Here is a 17,161-nt window from a genome sequence, read left to right as displayed (position 1 = left end):
AGTACAATTATTTCTTGTCCTAAAACCGACCTTTTAAATACTATCATAAGTATCCGATTAAGTCAACAAGTTTTTTCATCTCTTGTTTTCGTTTTTCGTTTGTGTCTCTCGGACAAGAAATAATCTATCATGAATCAATATATAAAGTCAATAGTTTTTATGTATTTTTTTTTGAAATCTACCTTTGCCTTTTAATTCAAATGAATACTGTTAGAGCAGATTCCTTTTGTTATAAGGTTTTTAAGACATTTTTAGTTTTACAGAGATTCTTCCTTCATACTTTTTTTTCTCACGTATTTGGAAAGCTCTCTAGGTGATGCAAAGCGAGCGTACATCCTAAATAATGTTGCATATCTTTCTTCCATTGCCCTTTTAACTAAATGATCAATTCGCTTATCCCCGAAATCTAGTAACATTTCCTCTAACTCACGTTTCAGCAGATATTCGACTTCCTGACATTCTTTTGTAGTAAGTAATAATCCTAACAACTATGATCATCTCCCGGAAATAAGTCTACGTATATCATTTCCTGTAGGCTCATTCCCTATTCTTATTTTTTCTATTACTTTTTTCAATACAATTAAAAACAAAACACTTTATGTGGGAAGTTTTTAATCCACCGTTACGAAATAGCAAATCGACCAACAGGCAATAACAATAAAAACGCCAATAAAAAAACCGCTATTTGAGCGGCTTTACGTTGCATGCAATTATTTGACAAGAGGATTCAGGAGTTGAGGTGTTATTACCGACTCGATAACCGCTGCTACTAATAACATGACAACAATCAAAATAAAGGTTTTCCAAAGAATGCGCAGACTATCTCCCCAGTCTCGTTTTACTTGATCCCTTTTTTGCGGTACAAAAAGCGCCCCCATTGAACGAAATGACAATACACCAAAACGAATCCCCAAACCTGCTGCAAAAAGAATAGCAACAATCTCAATAACACCGTGCGGAAGAATGCCATATACAAGCATTTCCCATGTGCTGAGCCCTTTTGGATTGGGCAGTGTTAATATATACCCGAGTACAGCACCATTCATAAATAAACCCCAAATAGGAAAAATAGCAAAAAACGTCCCCATTCCCAGCATCATGATCGCTGCCATTAGGTTATTCATAAAAATAACTCTTATGGTTGCAAAAATATTATTTTCTAACTGGAGTCCTTTAGAAACTTCTTGGACCTGCTGAAGCATTTTGTTCAAAATCGTACTTAAACTGGCCGAATTAAGCATTCCAACAATTACACCTGCAAGCAGAATAAAGAGAGCAATTCCAAAATATTTGCTTGTTCCTCTCCAAATGTCACTAATAAAACTTCTCACTATAACCACTCCAATCTTACTTAACTATCCATCTCATTTATTTTACCTTTTTATACACATAGATGCGAAAGAATAACCTTTTCCAAATTGCATAAAATGTAGGGGGACAAACTGCTAAAAGGAGGTAGCTTATCATTATGAAGTATATGTTCGTAATCAGTTCTAAGAAGTTAAAACAGTTTTTTATTATTTGTATGGCCTTAATTCTTGGGGCAGGCATCGCTTATGCCGAACGTGACAGCCTGCAAGTTTTCTCCGCCTCCGTCGATAAAAATAAAGGCCCACAAGCCATTTATAAGGTGGATACAAAGGATAAAAAGGTTGCTCTGACATTTGACATTAGCTGGGGAGAAACGCGGACACAACCCATTCTGGATATTTTAAAAGAGAAGAAGGTCGACAAGGTAACCTTTTTCCTCTCTTCTCCCTGGAGTCAAAAGCATCCTGAAATGGTAAAGAAAATTGTTGACGGCGGTTACGAAATCGGCTCGCATGGTCACCGTCACGACAATTATAGCCGTTATTCAGAAGAACAAATGCGGACCCAAATCGGCAAAGCTGATACTATTCTCACTGAACTAACAGGGAAAAAACCTAATTTAATCCGTATGCCAAATGGTGATTTTGATAAACGCGTGCTTCGCGTAGCAAATGACATGGGCTATATGGTTATTCAATGGGATACCGATTCCCTTGATTGGATGAACCCCGGCACGGATCGAATCATCCAAAATGTTGTCTCAAAAGCCCATCCCGGTGATATTATCTTGATGCATGCAAGCGATTCCTGCAAACAAACTCATCTTGCCTTACCGGTGATTATCGACAAATTACGGTCTCAAGGATATGAATTCGTGACCGTATCTGAATTAATTTCAGGATCAAAAATCAAAAGCGAGGAAATTAAATAATTCGGAAGGCACAGCCTGTGTCTTAAACAAAAAGCTACTCCCATACAGATGGAGTAGCCTTTTGTTTCTCATTAATTAAGATATGTAAACCTTGCCTAGATTAAAAAGATTTTGACGCTTTTGTTTTTGTTTTCGTCCTTTTCTTTTGCTCCGTACGCGTAGTCAGACGATGCAGTTGTAAAATTTGCCAAACATTGCAGAACAGCAAAGGTACCACCATTACAGCAATAGCCTTGAAATCATCTTGCTTTAAAGCAGGCAGCCACTCAATCGACGTCACCACAAAAATAAAGAATACTGTGGGTACCCATGCCGTTGGATTCGTCATCTTTACTTTTGCATATGCCGTTATTAGCGCTATTCCCAGCAGTAAGACAGGTTCAACAAAGTATGGAAGAAGTGAGCCTCCTTGACCAAAAGCAATATACCGTAAATAAACCATGTCAAAAAAAGCAAATAATATAAAGAAAATTTGGATATTCTTTCGCAAAGCCTTGCTCTTCATTGAATTTAATACAAGATAATTAAACATCATATACGCAAAGAAACCCATTTGAGCTACAATGCTAGTCGTTAAACCTAACAACAAATTCATCAATAATCCCATAAAAAAATTAGCAATAGAACCATGGTATAAATTTTCCTGGGTAACTAACCCCATAAGCATTCCGCCGATACCGCCCAGTAAGAGCGTGGTACCGAATAACCATCCATAATTACGCAAACTCAAGGCTGGTCCCTCCTTCATTGGCTCCTAATGATTTTACCAATGCATGCAAGAAAATTCTAGCGTAAGAAAATAAAAAACTGCACATTTTATAAATAGCTGAGGACTGTTAAAGGAGGGTGTTCCCTGCTAATGTTAAACAAGCATGTCTTTGTTGCCCTGATCCCTGTGATTGCATGTGGTCTTCTCTTATCAAGCTGTGGAACAACGTCACAAAATCAATCCCAGCCTGATTACAAATCCACCAAGACGATGGTTCTTGATATTTTGCAAACGGATGAAGCCAAAAAAACCATGGAAACTATGATGAAAGACGAAAGCTTCCAAAAAAATCTCATCATGAATCCCGAGACTGTGCGTACTACGCTTATCCAAAGTATAGCAAAACCAGACAATCCACACATCAAGAAAGCATTTAAAGATCCCAAGTTCACCAGTACCTTAGCTAAGTCCATGAAGGATGAGAATAAAAAGCTGCTAAAAGAGCTTATGAAAGACCCTGAGTATCAGCAAATGATGCTTAGTATTCTCAAGGACCCTGATTATGAAAAAAGCTTACTTGATTTGATGAAAACCTCCGCCTATCGCAAGCAAACAATGCAAATCATGAAGGATAGCTTAGAAAGCCCCATGTTTCAAGCAGAGATGCTTAAAATCATGATGAAGGCCCAAGAGGATATGATGAACCCTCAGAGTCTAAACGAGGGAACAAAAGGCAAGAAGAAAGAGAAGAAAAAGAAATCATCGGGTGGAGAATAAAAGAAAGAGGTGAGCTTATTCTCACCTTTTTCTTTTTTATCGGGGGATTTTTTCGATGCTTTTGGTTTTTATTATTTACATAGTCGATCGACATCTTCAGCAAGCTGCATATAAATTTGTCCAATAGTGTTTTCAGTTTTATAAATGGATGGAGAGTATTCAGGCTCCTGCGGATGATTCTCTGGTTGGCCAAGCGGGATTTGAGCGATCAGGGCACAAGACAGTGTTTCCGCTAGCTTGGAACCGCCTCCCCGTCCAAAGACATACTCTTTGGAACCATCCTTAGCTTCATACCAGGCCATATTCTCCACAACCCCCAAAATTTTATGACCTGTTTTCATTGCCATAGCTCCCGCTCTTGCTGCTACGAATGCTGCTGTAGGATGAGGAGTGGTCACAATAATTTCTTTGCTCTGCGGGATCATGGTATGGATATCAAGTGCTACGTCACCTGTTCCTGGCGGTAAATCAAGCAGGAGATAGTCCAGGTCTTCCCCCCAGTGTACCTCACTGAAGAAATTGCGGAGCATCTTGCCAAGCATAGGACCGCGCCAAATGATAGGGGAATTATCTTCAACAAAGAAGCCCATCGACATTACTTTTACGCCAAACTTCTCTACTGGCAAAATTGTCTGTCCAATAACGGTAGGACGCTGCTCAATGTTCATCATATCTGGAACGCTAAATCCATAGATGTCAGCATCAATAATTCCTACTTTTTTGCCTAAACGTGCTAGTGCAGCCGCTAAGTTAACGGTAACTGTAGATTTGCCAACTCCACCTTTACCAGAGGTAATAGCAATAAACGTTGTCTTTGAATTTTCAGCAAGTATAGGATGCAAAACATTTGCCTGACCTTGGCCCTGGGCCTGAGAAGCTGTAGCCTGCCCTCCACGCAATTGTTGGCTGAGTGCAGCCCTTTCCTCTTCTGTCATGGCTCCAAAGCGTACATCGACCTTCTCTGCGCCCAATGCACGAATCGCTTGAACCACGTCATCTTGAATTTTCACCTTTAATGGACAGCCAGATATGGTAAGCACCACTTCCAGCGAAACATGCCGTTCTTCAATCGTTATATTGCGAATCATATTAAGCTCTACTAAACTTCGATTTATCTCAGGATCTTTAACGTCACGTAATGCTTCGAGAATTTTCTCTTTCGTTAGCATGTTGAATCCACCTCGATTTTCTAGTTGGGAAACAGGCTTAGGGGTACGCATATACCCGTTGCCTAGTTTAGTAAATCACATGGTGTTCCCTTGCTGTTTCCTAATTTTTGCCCTCATTATAGCATAGTTACAGACTAAACAAGCACACCCAAACTACGGTGCGCTTGTAGCTGTGCTCTTTTCTCCCGCATAGTGACGCAAGATTCCCTGATAAATCGCGTTTGCCATTGCTTTTTGATAATCGGCTGACTCCAATTTCCTTGCTTCTTCAGGATTGGATAAAAAGCCTACCTCTACAAGCACGGATGGTGTCTTTACTTCCCGAATTAAAAAAATATCATCCGTCTGCTTGGGACTTCTATCGGTATTTTCTAATACACGTTTAATCTCATCCTGAATGAGAAAGGCCATTGTCTTACTTTCTTGAAAACCTGGGAAATAAAAGGTTTGAGCACCTCTCCACTTCTCCTGCGGAATGCTGTTTAAGTGAATGCTAACTAAAAAATCTGGAGCATTGTCGTTAATAAATTTCACTCGATTGCGAATGTCCTCCGACTTGCGTTTTCTCAGCTTACTAGCACCCTCTGATGACAAATCCCTATCATCTTCACGCGTCATAATTACATAAGCTCCTGACTCCTGCAAAAAATCACGTAAATATAGACTGATAGGCAATGCCACATCTTTTTCAACTACTTTTCCATCCTTACTTACTGCACCACCATCCAAGCCACCATGGCCCGCATCAATTGCTATTACTGTCCCTGCCAAAGGCAATGTCCAGGTGGACCAAGAAGAATGTACGGGTAACTTGTACGTAAATATGATGACCAGCAGAAAGCAGGCAAGCACCCACCCTACTACTTTTTTAGTCACTTCGACCGCCCCTTTGTCCCAATTCTCTTCTTCATCATATGGATTAAAATGGACAATTATGACGGGGTTGTCTATAAAAGTCAGACGGGAAAGTATGCGGATTGATGTAAACCTGCAGCGGCTCTAATATGTAGGGCTGCTCATAGCATTGCGTGATATGGAGATGATAAGGAGGTCAGCCTTTTACATATGTACAACTTAACTTACCGGAAGGAATACTCACGAATGCTAAAGCCCATTACCATGCCTGATCTTGCAAAACGACCGCATAGTCTGAAGGTGGAGCGTCTAATGGATTTATCACCAGATGTTTTATTTCAAGCGTGGACGAAGCACTTTGATCGTTGGTTTGCAGCTCCTGGAACTGTATTGATGAAAGGAGAGGTCAACACGCCCTTCTTTTTTGAAACACAATTTGAAGAGGAACGTCATCCTCATTACGGAAGATTTCTCAGGCTTGAGCAGAACCGGCTGGTTGAATTAACCTGGGTCACTGGAGGTAAAGGGACAAAGGGGGCTGAAACAGTTGTAACGGTTGAACTTGAGTCACAAAACAAAGGCACACAGCTTCGCCTTACCCATGCAGGATTCCCGGATCAAGAGTCCAGAGACCAACATGAACAAGCGTGGCCACTTGTGCTTGAACAGCTTAACAAGAAAATGACAACACCAAATATCTAATGAACAAGAATATCTTCTAGGAATAACATGAGTATGGTCAAATTAAGGTCATGGCACCACTGTACTAAAAGAAAACAAGCCCCAAATCAATAAATGATTTGAGGCTTGCATCCTTATGATAACAGTAAAATTAACGTTTAGAGAACTGAGGCGCGCGACGAGCCGCTTTAAGACCGTATTTTTTACGTTCTTTCATACGAGGGTCACGAGTCAAGAATCCAGCGCGTTTAAGAGCACCGCGAAGTTCTGGATCTGCTTTTAGCAACGCACGAGCAACACCATGACGGATAGCTCCTGCTTGACCAGTTGTACCTCCGCCACCAACGTTTACCAAAACATCATAGTGACCTAGAGTTTCAGTAAGAACTAGTGGTTGTTTTACGATCAGCTTTAAAGTTTCCAAACCAAAATAGTTATCCATATCACGCTTGTTGATCAGAATGCGACCTTCGCCTGGTACCAAGCGAACGCGTGCTACGGAGTGTTTACGACGACCTGTACCGTAGTATTGAACTTGTGCCACGAGTCATTTCCTCCCTTTTATTAGCCGCGAATTTGCCATGCTTCTGGTTTTTGAGCAGCATGTGGATGCTCAGTACCTGCATATACTTTAAGTTTTGAGAACATTTGACGTCCCAAGCTGTTTTTAGGAAGCATACCTTTAACAGCCAATTCGAACATACGATCTGGACGTTTGTTCAACATTTCACCAGCAGGAGTTGCTTTCAAACCACCTGGGTGCATGGAGTGTCTATAGTACATTTTATCAGTAAGTTTTTTACCAGTAAGCTTGATTTTGTCAGCATTAAGAACGATTACGAAATCACCAGTGTCAACGTGTGGTGTAAATTCAGGCTTTAGTTTACCGCGTAGGATAGATGCTACTTCGCTCGCAAGACGACCAAGAGTTTGGCCTTCAGCGTCAACGATGTACCATTTACGCTCAACTTCTTGCGTTTTCGCCATATATGTGGTACGCATGTTTGTCCCTCCTAGATATCTTGCCGTTCAATGTTAAAGGCCAAAGCTGCAACGGTGAACAACTTTACCTTGTGTATCCTATTTCGTACTAAGTCAATTTTCAATCCCGGGGCTAGAGTGGGGCTAGCGGGTATGAAAATACCATTAGTTATCATACTATATAGATCATGTGAGAGTCAAGGAAAACGAATGAGCTATTCCTTGTAAAATACTTCCCACATTGTAAGACCATGGGGAGGTGCTGTCTGTCCTGCCAATTCCCGATCACAACCTGCAAGAATACTAGGAATATGATCTGGATTCAGCTTTCCTTCTCCAACATTAAGCAGGGTTCCCGCAATGATTCTTACCATGTTATATAAAAACCCGTTGCCGCGACAAATAATCCAAAGAAGTGTTCCTTCTTGTTCAATTTTCACGTCATAAATGGTACGCACCTTATTCTCCACATGCGTCCTTGCAGAGCAAAAAGAAGTAAAGTCATGCGTTCCTATCAAATGGGTGGCAGCTTGTCTCATCGCTTCTACATCTAGCGGATAGCGAACATGCCAAGCATAGCGGTGGCGAAAGATGTCTGGCACCTGAGCATTGTTGATACAATATCGGTATTCCTTCTCTCTGACGTCAAATCGAGCATGAAAGGATGGCTCTACCTCCTCTATTGTTTGAATGACAATCGAGTCAGGCAGCTGATTATTAAGAATCCAACACCATTTTTCTATGGGAATGGTTGATTTGGTATCAAAGTGAAAGGTTTGACCCTTGGCATGAACACCTGCATCTGTGCGACCAGACCCGTGAATTTGAATCGTCTCGCCAGTAATGCGCATAATGGCTGCCTCAATCTCCCCTTGTATGGTTACTTGTTCAGGCTGAACTTGAAATCCGCTATAATCAGTTCCATCATAGGCAACAATACCTTTTAATCGTTTCATGTTCTCCACCATCCTACAACTGCCACAAGAACCAGCATAAATAACAACAGGATGCCGTCTCGATAACTAAACTGCAATTGACGTAATTTTGTGCGTCCAATATCCCCACGATATCCTCTTGCCTCCATTGCTAATGCTAAATCCTCAGCTCGGCGAAATGCACTAATAAACAGCGGAATCACAATGGCAACCATGGCTTTAGCCCGGCTCAACAGTGTTCCACTATCAAAATTAGCACCTCTAGCCATCTGTGCTTTCATAATCTTGTCTGTCTCTTCCAATAGCGTCGGGATAAATCGAATCGCAATGGAAAGCATGAGCGCCATTTCATGAACAGGAAGACCCCATTTTTTTAACGGGCCAAACATTCGTTCCACCCCGTCCGTCAGATCAATAGGTGAAGTGGTTAAAGTCAGCAATGAACTGATTACAACCAATAGCCCTAATCGCATCGACACAAACAAGGCCTGACGGACACCCTCCTCTTCTATGCTGAACCACCCCCATCTTACATACACCTGCCCACCTTTCGTAAGCAAGATTTGCAAAATGACGGTTAGCAATAGCAGGAACCAGACTGGTTTTAAGCCACGAAGAATATAGGAAAGCGATAATTTCGACATAAACAAGCATAGTAAGAGAATAGCTACTAAGAATCCGTAGATTTCCGCCTTGTTCGCCATAAAAACAACCATAGCAAACACGATAATAAATAAAAATTTACTTCTCGGATCCAGACGGTGTACAAAGGAATCACCAGGTATATATTGGCCGATAGCAAAATTTTGTAGCATGCTCATTGAACATCCTCCTTACCTTGCTTGAGTAGATCAAGCAGATAGGAGGATAAATCCTCTTCTTTGTATAAAGAGAGCGGCAATCGCTTATTGTGTGGAAGCTTTTCATTTAATCGATGAAGAAAAGAGACTGTTTCAGGTACATCTAAAGCTAATTCTTGCAAAGCAGCTTGCTCTTTAAAAATGTCTGCAGGTGTACCCTCCATCGCAATCCTTCCTTTAGCCAATACCAGAAGATAATCAGCATACCGAGCAGCTTCCTCCATACTGTGGGTAACCAGTAAAGTAGTGAGCTTTTGTTCCCGATGAATCTGATAAATCCCTTCTAAGATGGCTTTCCTCCCAGCAGGATCGAGTCCTGCGGTCGGTTCATCTAGAACAAGTACTTTTGGTTGCATTGCCAATACCCCTGCAATTGCAACACGGCGCATCTGTCCCCCACTTAAATGGAAAGGAGAGCGGCCTTTAACCTCATCGAAGGAAAGTCCCACAATTTCAAGCGATTCTTTTGCCCTTTGATAAGCCATTTGTTCGGGTAATTCATAATTTAGTGGACCGTACATCACATCTTTAAGTACAGTTTCTTCAAAAAGTTGATGTTCCGGATATTGGAACACGAGCCCCACCTGACGGCGCAAATTACGCGTTTTTTTCGTTGTCGGAGTCACAACCATATCGCCGACCCGTACAGTACCCTCTGTCGGCTTAATTAAACCGTTCAGATGCTGTATCAAAGTCGATTTTCCGGAGCCGGTTTGGCCAATAATACCTACAAACGAACCCGATGGGATAGTAAAGGAGATGTGCGAAAGTGCCTCTTTTTCAAACGGAGTCCCTTTTCCATACAAATAGGTCACATTTTCAAAAGATATTTGCATAATTCGTCAACCAACTCCTCTTGATCCAGTACAGTCTGAAGTTTTATACCTTGTTGCCTTAAAGTGTGACGAAGCCTTCCTGCAAAGGGAACATCCAGACCAATAGCCTTCAGACCCTCTACGTCAGCATACACTTCAACAGGAGTACCATCCGCATAAATCTTCCCCTGATCCATCACAATAATACGATCAGACTCTAATGTCTCTTCAGGAAAATGCGTAATGTTAACGATTGTGAGCCCTTCTTCTCGGTTCAACCGGTGAACCAATTGAATAACTTCTTTCCTTCCTTGTGGGTCAAGCATAGCAGTGGCTTCATCCAAAATAATGATGGACGGGCGCATTGCCAGAATTCCAGCAATTGCGACACGCTGCTTTTGCCCACCAGACAGCCGTTGAGGCTGGCTTTTTAGGTAGGCTGTCATCTTAACCGATTCTAAGGATTCGTCAATGCGCTTACGCATCTCTGTTGCTTCAATACCGAGGTTCTCAAGCCCAAAGGCTACATCATCCTCGACGATCGTACCAACGATTTGATTATCTGGATTCTGAAACACCATACCAACCTGCTGCCTGATGTCCCATAATCGTTCCTCATCGTCAGTAGAAAATCCTGTGACCGTCAGTACCCCTGCAGTCGGTACCAACAAAGCGTTCATAAGCTTTGCTAACGTCGATTTGCCAGAGCCGTTATGTCCAATGATTGAAACAAAAGAACCTTCCTGAATAGAAAAGTCTATACCTTTTACCACGGGGGATGCTTCTGCTTGCTCCGAGTGATATTGAAAGGTAAGCCCACTAGCCTGAATCATGTTAGATTGTTCTTTCAAAGTCCTCACATCCCTCGTCACAGGCAAATTACAAGATGTTTTTGGAACTATATCTGGATAAAAGAAAAAAGGGTTGAATCAGAACCCGGCAAAACCAGACCCTGTCCTCACCCTTTCTCTAGCAACCAGTTACTATTCAACTAATTCGATATAAGCCATTGGTGCAGCATCGCCACGGCGAGGACCAACTTTAAGGATACGAGTGTATCCACCATTACGCTCAGCGAAACGTGGTGCGATATCATCGAAAAGTTTTTGAACAGCTGTTTTGCCTTCCTCAGTAGCAACTTCGTTACGAACGAAAGCAGCTACTTGACGACGTGCATGAAGATCACCGCGTTTTGCAAGAGTGACCATTTTATCAGCGATAGAACGTAGTTCTTTCGCTTTCATTTCAGTCGTTTCGATGCGCTCGTTGATGATAAGATCTGTTACCAAATCGCGGAACAGAGCTTTACGAGCCGCACTACGACGTCCAAGTTTACGGTATGCCATGTTCTAACCTCCTTCTTTCTGGTATGTTGTGACTTAATATGCATCAGCATTTCACACCAGATTTGACCCTCTCCCAAGACAAGGAGCGGATAGTAACATCTGTATAGATCAACTATGCTAAAAGCTCTTAGTCGTCGTTACGTAGACCTAGACCAAGCTCTTGAAGTTTTTCTTGAACTTCTTCTAAAGATTTACGTCCCAAGTTACGAACTTTCATCATATCTTCTTCAGACTTCTGAGTTAACTCTTGAACCGTGTTGATACCAGCGCGTTTCAAGCAGTTGTAAGAACGAACAGAAAGATCAAGCTCTTCGATAGTCATCTCTAAGACTTTTTCTTTCTTATCTTCTTCTTTTTCGACCATGATTTCAGCATCTTTCGCTTCGTCAGTCAAACCAACAAACAAGTTAAGATGTTCCGTCATGATTTTGGCTCCAAGGCTAACAGCTTCCTCAGGGCGGATGCTTCCATTTGTCCAAACTTCCAATGTTAATTTATCATAGTTAGTCATTTGCCCTACGCGGGTATTCTCAACCTGATAGTTAACACGTTTGATTGGAGTGTAAATGGAGTCAATTGGAATAACACCAATTGGTTGATCCTCAGATTTATTGCCATCTGCTTGAACATACCCACGACCGCGCCCTGCTGTCATGCGAATATGCAGACGACCGCCAGTTGCTAACGTTGCGATATGCAGATCAGGGTTTAAAATCTCCACATCACTATCAGCACGAATATCTCCTGCTTTCACAACGCCTTCGCCTTCTGCATCAATCTCAAGAATTTTTTCTTCATCAGAATGGATCTTAAGCGCAAGACCCTTGATGTTGAGGATGATTTCAGTTACGTCCTCCACTACTCCCTCGACAGTCGAGAATTCGTGTAGTACACCGTCAATTTGAACAGAAGTAACCGCCGCGCCTGGCAAAGAAGACAGTAGAATCCGTCTGAGTGAATTGCCAAGGGTTGTACCGTAACCACGCTCAAGGGGCTCAACGACGAATTTGCCGTACAAGTTGTCGTCGTCTAACTCCACAACCTCAATTCTAGGTTTTTCTATTTCTATCATTCTTAACAAACCCTCCTTCAAAACGTCGAAATTCAAGGGTGGGCCTAGGGACCCACTCAGGAATTTCTTTCGGCGGTTTACCGTTTGCATGCATGTCAAGCCAAAAAAGCAGAATCTACCATTCTATTATGGACAAGTTCTGAGCTTTATAAACCCGACTACACGCGGCGACGTTTTGGTGGACGGCAGCCGTTGTGTGGGATTGGGGTAACATCTTTAATCATGTTAACTTCCAAACCAGCAGCTTGCAATGAACGGATAGCAGCCTCACGACCAGCACCAGGACCTTTAACTAGTACTTCCAAAGAACGCATTCCATGATCCATTGCAGTTTTTGCTGCAGTTTCAGCAGCCATTTGCGCTGCGAATGGAGTGCTCTTACGGGAACCTCTGAAGCCGAGGGCACCAGCACTGGACCAAGAGATTGCGTTGCCATGAGGGTCTGTGATCGTAACGATAGTGTTGTTGAATGTAGAACGGATATGTGCTACGCCAACTTCAACATTTTTACGATCGCGACGACGTGTACGAGTCGCAACTTGTTTTCTTTTAGCCATGTTAATTTACCCTCCTTTACTTCTTCTTGTTCGCTACTGTACGACGAGGACCTTTACGTGTACGAGCATTTGTTTTAGAACGTTGACCACGAACTGGTAAACCACGACGATGGCGGATACCACGGAAGCAACCAATTTCCATCAAGCGTTTAATGTTAAGAGAGATTTCACGACGAAGGTCCCCCTCAACTTTGATGTTCTTGTCGATGAATTCACGAAGTTTGTTAACTTCATCTTCAGTCAAATCACGAACACGAGCATTAGCATCTACGCCAGCTTCCGCAAGAATGCGTTGGGAAGTAGAGCGACCGATACCGAAGATATAGGTAAGTGCGATTTCCACTCGTTTTTCACGAGGCAAGTCGACGCCTGCAATACGTGCCATTCTTCTAAAGCACCTCCTTGATTTTATCCTTGTTTTTGCTTATGTTTTGGATTTTCACAAATAACCATAACGTTACCTTTGCGACGGATAACTTTGCACTTTTCGCAAATCGGTTTAACCGACGGTCTTACTTTCATGGTTCTTGCCTCCCTTTTCTAGGGGTTAAAATTATTTGTAACGGTACGTAATACGCCCGCGAGTTAAGTCGTAAGGCGATAGTTCGACAGTTACCTTGTCTCCAGGAAGAATACGAATGAAGTGCATTCGAATTTTTCCCGATACATGTGCCAATACTTTATGTCCATTTTCCAGCTCAACACGGAACATTGCATTTGGCAATGGTTCGATGACGGTACCTTCTACTTCAATTACGTCGTCTTTGGCCATTGGCTAGTCTCCTTTCAACTGTTTATACAGTCAGACCATGAGTTTGGCATTATCATAATGCCTCGAGAAACTTCTCGGCTACTTGAACAAACTTATCGTCAACACGTTGAACGACAATCTTCCAGTTCACCTTCGTTTAGGGTCTAGTCAAGATCTCATAGCCATCTTCCGTAATCGCGATGGTGTGTTCATAGTGCGCACACTTTTTCCCATCCACTGTTACGACCGTCCAATTGTCCTCCAATGTGCGGACATAACGTTCGCCAGCATTCACCATCGGCTCGATTGCTAAAACCATTCCTGGCTTTAATCTTGGCCCTCTGTTAGGAGAACCATAATTAGGAATTTGTGGATCTTCATGCAAACTTTGACCGATTCCATGTCCCACGTACTCGCGGACAATTGAATAACCAGCAGCTTCCGCATGTAGTTGAATCTCATGAGAGATATCAGAAAGGCGTCCATCAGGAATTGCTTTCGCTAGACCTTTATATAAGGACTCTTCCGTGACTTGCATCAGGCGCTGATCATCCACAGAGATGTCACCAACAGCATAGGTCCAGGCTGAGTCACCATGATAACCTTGGAACTTAGCACCAATATCTATGCTGATGATATCCCCTTCTTGCAATGTCCGTTTTCCTGGAATTCCATGTACGAGTTCCTCATTGACTGAGGCACAGATACTGCCTGTAAACCCACCGTAGCCCTTAAACGACGGAATCGCATTATGACTGCGAATAAAAGTTTCGGCCAGCTCATCAAGTTCCTTTGTAGTAACACCCGGCTTTATGAAGTTTGCCAGTTGTTGATGAGTTAAAGCGACAATTCGGCCAGCTTCCCTCATTATCTCAAGTTCAGCTTTAGACTTTATATTAATCATTATCGCTTACCCTCGCAATAACGTGGCAATATTTTCAAACACCTTGTCGATATCCTGTTCTCCATTGATTGTACGCAAGATACCCTCTTTGGAGTAGTAATCAACTAAAAGATTAGCTTGAGAAATATTAACATCTAAACGCTGTGTTACTACTTCTGCTTTGTCATCATCTCGTTGGAATAGCTTGCTGCCATCTTTATCACAGATTCCATCCACTTGAGGTGGGTTAAACACTGTGTGGTAGCTCGCAGCGCAAGTTGGGCAGATCCAGCGACCAGTAAGACGTTCAATTAACAACTCGCGGCGAACCTCGATGTTAATCACGTGGTCAAGTTCACGTCCCAGTTCTTTTAGCATGGAGCTTAATGCTTCAGCTTGTGGAACTGTGCGCGGAAAACCATCGAGAAGAAATCCTTTTGCACAATCATCTTTACTTAAACGTTCCCGCACAATGCCGATCGTAATCTCATCTGGTACCAAGTTACCTTTATCCATGTAGGACTTTGCTTCCAAACCTAATGGAGTCTGGTTTTTAATAGCAGCCCGGAACATATCACCGGTAGAGATGTGCGGGATGTTAAAGGTTTCTACGATACGCTCTGCCTGTGTGCCTTTACCGGCTCCAGGAAGACCCATCAAAATTATATTCATGTCAATCCCCCGTCCACTTACGAAAGACCCTGTAAGGAAATCCTTAAAGAATTCTTTCTGCACCAGATCCTCTCCCATTAGGAGGTTCAGAGGTGATTATTATACTCGTTATTTAATGAAGCCTTTGTAATGACGCTGTATAAGCTGGCTCTCGATTTGTTTCATGGTGTCGAGAACAACCCCAATCATAATCAAGATGGAAGTACCACCGATATAAATCGAGTTAGGTAATCCAAACATCTTACTAAATGCGAAAGGCAATAGTGAGATGATAGTCAGGAATATAGCACCGGCGAACGTTAGGCGAGTTAATGTACGAGTAATATATACCTCGGTGTTAGTACCAGGGCGAATTCCAGGAATGTAACCGCCATTCTTTCTCATATTTTCTGCCATTTGAGCAGGATTCATCTGAACAAATGTATAGAAGAACGTAAAGCCAATGATTAACACCGCATAAAGCGTCATGCCAAGCGGAGCGCTAACTTGGAAGTTGTTATAAATCCAGTTAGCAATTCCTTCACCAGTCGGTTTAACCCAGAAACTAGCGATTGTTGACGGAAACACTACTAGCGACACAGCGAAGATTACCGGAATAACCCCTGCTGAGTTGACTTTTAGTGGAATATGAGAAGACTGTCCACCATACATCTTACGTCCTACAACACGTTTCGCATACTGAACAGGAATCTTACGCAAGCCTTGTTGCATGAAGATAATCCCTACAACCAGCAATAGAACCGCAAGCAGAATCAGCAAGATTTTAATAACTCCAAAGAAAACTTGCGAGTTGGGATTGTTAAACTGCATCTCATAGATCGTATGAATCCCACCAGGTATATTGGCGACGATACCCGCCATGATGATAATGGAAATACCATTACCAATGCCCTTTTCGGTAATTTGCTCACCTAACCACAGCAAAAAAGCAGTTCCTGCTGTTAGAGTCAAAGCAATTAACAAAAAGCTGCTCCAAGATGTATCAGTAACTAATCCGTTCATCATTCGGTTAAACCCATAGGTCATACCAAGTGATTGGATAAATCCAAGAACAATCGTACCGTAGCGTGTTACCTGCGCAATTTTGCGACGTCCCACTTCTCCTTCCTTCGACCATTGCGTAAACTTCGGAACCACATCCATGGAAAGAAGCTGCATAATGATCGAAGCAGTGATGTAAGGCATAATTCCCATCGCAAAGATAGAGAATTTTTTCAATGCACCACCAGAGAATGTATCCAGAAGACCTACAAAATTGTTGGTATTACCTTGAAGTAAATCAACATTGATGTTAGGCACAGGAACGTGGGTTCCAATTCGGAAGACGACAAGCATCAAAAGAGTGAAAAACACCTTTCGACGCAGGTCGCCTATCTTAAAGATGTTAGAAAAAGATCCTAACATTAGATCACCTCAGTGGTTCCACCGACTTGAGCAATCTTTTCAGCAGCAGCACCAGAGAATTTGTGAGCTTTTACTGTTAGCTTCACTGTTAATTCACCGTTAGCCAAAACTTTCACGCCATCACGAAGAGCACTGATAACTCCTGTTTCTTTAAGCAACTCAGGTGTAACCACTGTACCTTCAGCAAAGCGGTTCAATGCATCTAGAGATACGATTGCAAACTCTTTGCGGTTGATGTTGTGGAAGCCACGTTTAGGTAAACGACGGAATAGTGGGTTTTGACCACCCTCAAATCCTGGGCGTACGCCACCACCAGAACGAGCATTTTGACCTTTGTGACCTTTACCAGCTGTTTTACCAGTTCCGCTACCGATACCACGTCCTAGACGTTTACGCTCATGACGGGAACCTTCTGCTGGTTTAAGTTCATGCAATTTCATAGGTTGCACCTC

At 42.4% G+C, this 17,161-nt stretch carries 24 protein-coding genes; 3 read left to right on the top strand and 21 right to left on the bottom strand.

The genetic code is table 11. From position 1 onward, the window contains the following. Positions 1-257: 257 nt before the first annotated feature. Positions 258-488 (bottom strand): hypothetical protein, encoded by a 231-nt coding sequence (locus QZ995_RS20435; protein ID WP_301811082.1) that lies wholly within the window; start codon positions 486-488, stop codon positions 258-260. A gap of 222 nt (positions 489-710) precedes the next feature. Continuing rightward, positions 711-1,331, bottom strand: a complete 621-nt coding sequence (locus tag QZ995_RS20430) for a stage II sporulation protein M (protein ID WP_301811079.1) — start codon at positions 1,329-1,331, stop codon at positions 711-713. Positions 1,332-1,468: 137 nt separating this feature from the next. Between QZ995_RS20430 and pdaB the strand changes: the two genes are divergently transcribed. Continuing rightward, on the top strand, positions 1,469-2,242 hold the full coding sequence (pdaB, locus tag QZ995_RS20425; RefSeq protein WP_301811076.1) for a polysaccharide deacetylase family sporulation protein PdaB: 774 nt from the start codon (positions 1,469-1,471) through the stop codon (positions 2,240-2,242). A gap of 100 nt (positions 2,243-2,342) precedes the next feature. Here the strand turns inward: pdaB and QZ995_RS20420 are convergent, their stop codons facing one another. Further along, positions 2,343-2,972, bottom strand: a complete 630-nt coding sequence (locus QZ995_RS20420) for a KinB-signaling pathway activation protein (protein WP_301811073.1) — start codon at positions 2,970-2,972, stop codon at positions 2,343-2,345. A gap of 129 nt (positions 2,973-3,101) precedes the next feature. Here QZ995_RS20420 and gerD point away from each other — a divergent pair, with 129 nt between their 5' ends. Then, positions 3,102-3,728 carry a spore germination lipoprotein GerD gene (gerD, locus tag QZ995_RS20415; protein WP_031413232.1) on the top strand — a complete coding sequence of 209 codons (627 nt, stop codon included), beginning with the start codon at positions 3,102-3,104 and terminating at the stop codon, positions 3,726-3,728. A 71-nt stretch (positions 3,729-3,799) separates the two neighbouring features. Here the strand turns inward: gerD and QZ995_RS20410 are convergent, their stop codons facing one another. Together QZ995_RS20410 and cwlD are read right to left on the bottom strand one after the other, a co-directional pair. Then, on the bottom strand, positions 3,800-4,897 hold the full coding sequence (locus QZ995_RS20410) for a P-loop NTPase (RefSeq protein WP_301811069.1): 1,098 nt from the start codon (positions 4,895-4,897) through the stop codon (positions 3,800-3,802). Positions 4,898-5,050: 153 nt separating this feature from the next. Further along, the gene (cwlD, locus tag QZ995_RS20405; RefSeq protein ID WP_301811066.1) at positions 5,051-5,773 is read right to left on the bottom strand and encodes an N-acetylmuramoyl-L-alanine amidase CwlD; all 723 of its coding nucleotides are present in this window, start codon (positions 5,771-5,773) and stop codon (positions 5,051-5,053) included. A 225-nt stretch (positions 5,774-5,998) separates the two neighbouring features. Here cwlD and QZ995_RS20400 point away from each other — a divergent pair, with 225 nt between their 5' ends. Beyond that, positions 5,999-6,454 carry an SRPBCC family protein gene (locus QZ995_RS20400; protein ID WP_301811092.1) on the top strand — a complete coding sequence of 152 codons (456 nt, stop codon included), beginning with the start codon at positions 5,999-6,001 and terminating at the stop codon, positions 6,452-6,454. A 130-nt stretch (positions 6,455-6,584) separates the two neighbouring features. Here the strand turns inward: QZ995_RS20400 and rpsI are convergent, their stop codons facing one another. From rpsI to rplO, 16 genes are all read right to left on the bottom strand, one after another. After that, positions 6,585-6,977 (bottom strand): 30S ribosomal protein S9, encoded by a 393-nt coding sequence (gene rpsI, locus QZ995_RS20395; protein ID WP_003333754.1) that lies wholly within the window; start codon positions 6,975-6,977, stop codon positions 6,585-6,587. Between the two features lie 20 nt (positions 6,978-6,997). Then, the gene (gene rplM / locus QZ995_RS20390; RefSeq protein ID WP_031413226.1) at positions 6,998-7,435 is read right to left on the bottom strand and encodes a 50S ribosomal protein L13; all 438 of its coding nucleotides are present in this window, start codon (positions 7,433-7,435) and stop codon (positions 6,998-7,000) included. Positions 7,436-7,629: 194 nt separating this feature from the next. Then, positions 7,630-8,370 carry a tRNA pseudouridine(38-40) synthase TruA gene (truA, locus tag QZ995_RS20385; RefSeq protein WP_301811063.1) on the bottom strand — a complete coding sequence of 247 codons (741 nt, stop codon included), beginning with the start codon at positions 8,368-8,370 and terminating at the stop codon, positions 7,630-7,632. Next, positions 8,367-9,170, bottom strand: coding sequence for an energy-coupling factor transporter transmembrane component T family protein (locus QZ995_RS20380; protein WP_301811061.1), 804 nt, complete (start codon positions 9,168-9,170; stop codon positions 8,367-8,369). The genes truA and QZ995_RS20380 overlap by 4 nt, the downstream gene beginning before the upstream one ends. Beyond that, a complete protein-coding gene (locus QZ995_RS20375; protein WP_301811059.1) occupies positions 9,167-10,045 on the bottom strand; it encodes an energy-coupling factor transporter ATPase in 879 nt (292 codons plus the stop codon). The genes QZ995_RS20380 and QZ995_RS20375 overlap by 4 nt, the downstream gene beginning before the upstream one ends. Further along, positions 10,021-10,857, bottom strand: coding sequence for an energy-coupling factor transporter ATPase (locus tag QZ995_RS20370; RefSeq protein ID WP_301811090.1), 837 nt, complete (start codon positions 10,855-10,857; stop codon positions 10,021-10,023). The genes QZ995_RS20375 and QZ995_RS20370 overlap by 25 nt, the downstream gene beginning before the upstream one ends. A 150-nt stretch (positions 10,858-11,007) precedes the next feature. Continuing rightward, a complete protein-coding gene (rplQ, locus tag QZ995_RS20365; protein WP_003333760.1) occupies positions 11,008-11,370 on the bottom strand; it encodes a 50S ribosomal protein L17 in 363 nt (120 codons plus the stop codon). A gap of 127 nt (positions 11,371-11,497) precedes the next feature. Further along, entirely contained in the window at positions 11,498-12,442 is a 945-nt protein-coding gene (locus QZ995_RS20360; protein WP_301811087.1) for a DNA-directed RNA polymerase subunit alpha, read from the bottom strand. Positions 12,443-12,600: 158 nt separating this feature from the next. Continuing rightward, positions 12,601-12,999: a 30S ribosomal protein S11 gene (gene rpsK / locus QZ995_RS20355; RefSeq protein ID WP_018673881.1), complete on the bottom strand. Its 399-nt coding sequence runs from the start codon at positions 12,997-12,999 to the stop codon at positions 12,601-12,603. A 16-nt stretch (positions 13,000-13,015) separates the two neighbouring features. Further along, positions 13,016-13,384, bottom strand: a complete 369-nt coding sequence (rpsM, locus tag QZ995_RS20350; protein WP_018673882.1) for a 30S ribosomal protein S13 — start codon at positions 13,382-13,384, stop codon at positions 13,016-13,018. Between the two features lie 23 nt (positions 13,385-13,407). After that, complete coding sequence (gene rpmJ, locus QZ995_RS20345) at positions 13,408-13,521, bottom strand: 50S ribosomal protein L36 (protein ID WP_003333770.1); 114 nt, start codon at positions 13,519-13,521, stop codon at positions 13,408-13,410. Positions 13,522-13,552: 31 nt separating this feature from the next. After that, positions 13,553-13,771, bottom strand: a complete 219-nt coding sequence (infA, locus tag QZ995_RS20340) for a translation initiation factor IF-1 (protein ID WP_003333772.1) — start codon at positions 13,769-13,771, stop codon at positions 13,553-13,555. 136 nt (positions 13,772-13,907) lie between these two features. After that, positions 13,908-14,654, bottom strand: a complete 747-nt coding sequence (map, locus tag QZ995_RS20335) for a type I methionyl aminopeptidase (protein ID WP_301810573.1) — start codon at positions 14,652-14,654, stop codon at positions 13,908-13,910. 6 nt (positions 14,655-14,660) lie between these two features. Continuing rightward, positions 14,661-15,305, bottom strand: a complete 645-nt coding sequence (locus tag QZ995_RS20330; protein WP_031413217.1) for an adenylate kinase — start codon at positions 15,303-15,305, stop codon at positions 14,661-14,663. A gap of 108 nt (positions 15,306-15,413) precedes the next feature. Beyond that, positions 15,414-16,709, bottom strand: a complete 1,296-nt coding sequence (gene secY / locus QZ995_RS20325; protein WP_064019501.1) for a preprotein translocase subunit SecY — start codon at positions 16,707-16,709, stop codon at positions 15,414-15,416. Then, on the bottom strand, positions 16,709-17,149 hold the full coding sequence (rplO, locus tag QZ995_RS20320) for a 50S ribosomal protein L15 (RefSeq protein WP_003333776.1): 441 nt from the start codon (positions 17,147-17,149) through the stop codon (positions 16,709-16,711). The genes secY and rplO overlap by 1 nt, the downstream gene beginning before the upstream one ends. Positions 17,150-17,161: the final 12 nt, after the last annotated feature.

Origin of the sequence: Brevibacillus laterosporus, from assembly GCF_030489605.1 — a bacterium.
GTDB lineage: Bacteria > Bacillota > Bacilli > Brevibacillales > Brevibacillaceae > Brevibacillus_B > Brevibacillus_B laterosporus_E.
Note: the sequence above shows the minus strand (reverse complement) of the source record. Positions and strands in the feature narration are given on the sequence as shown.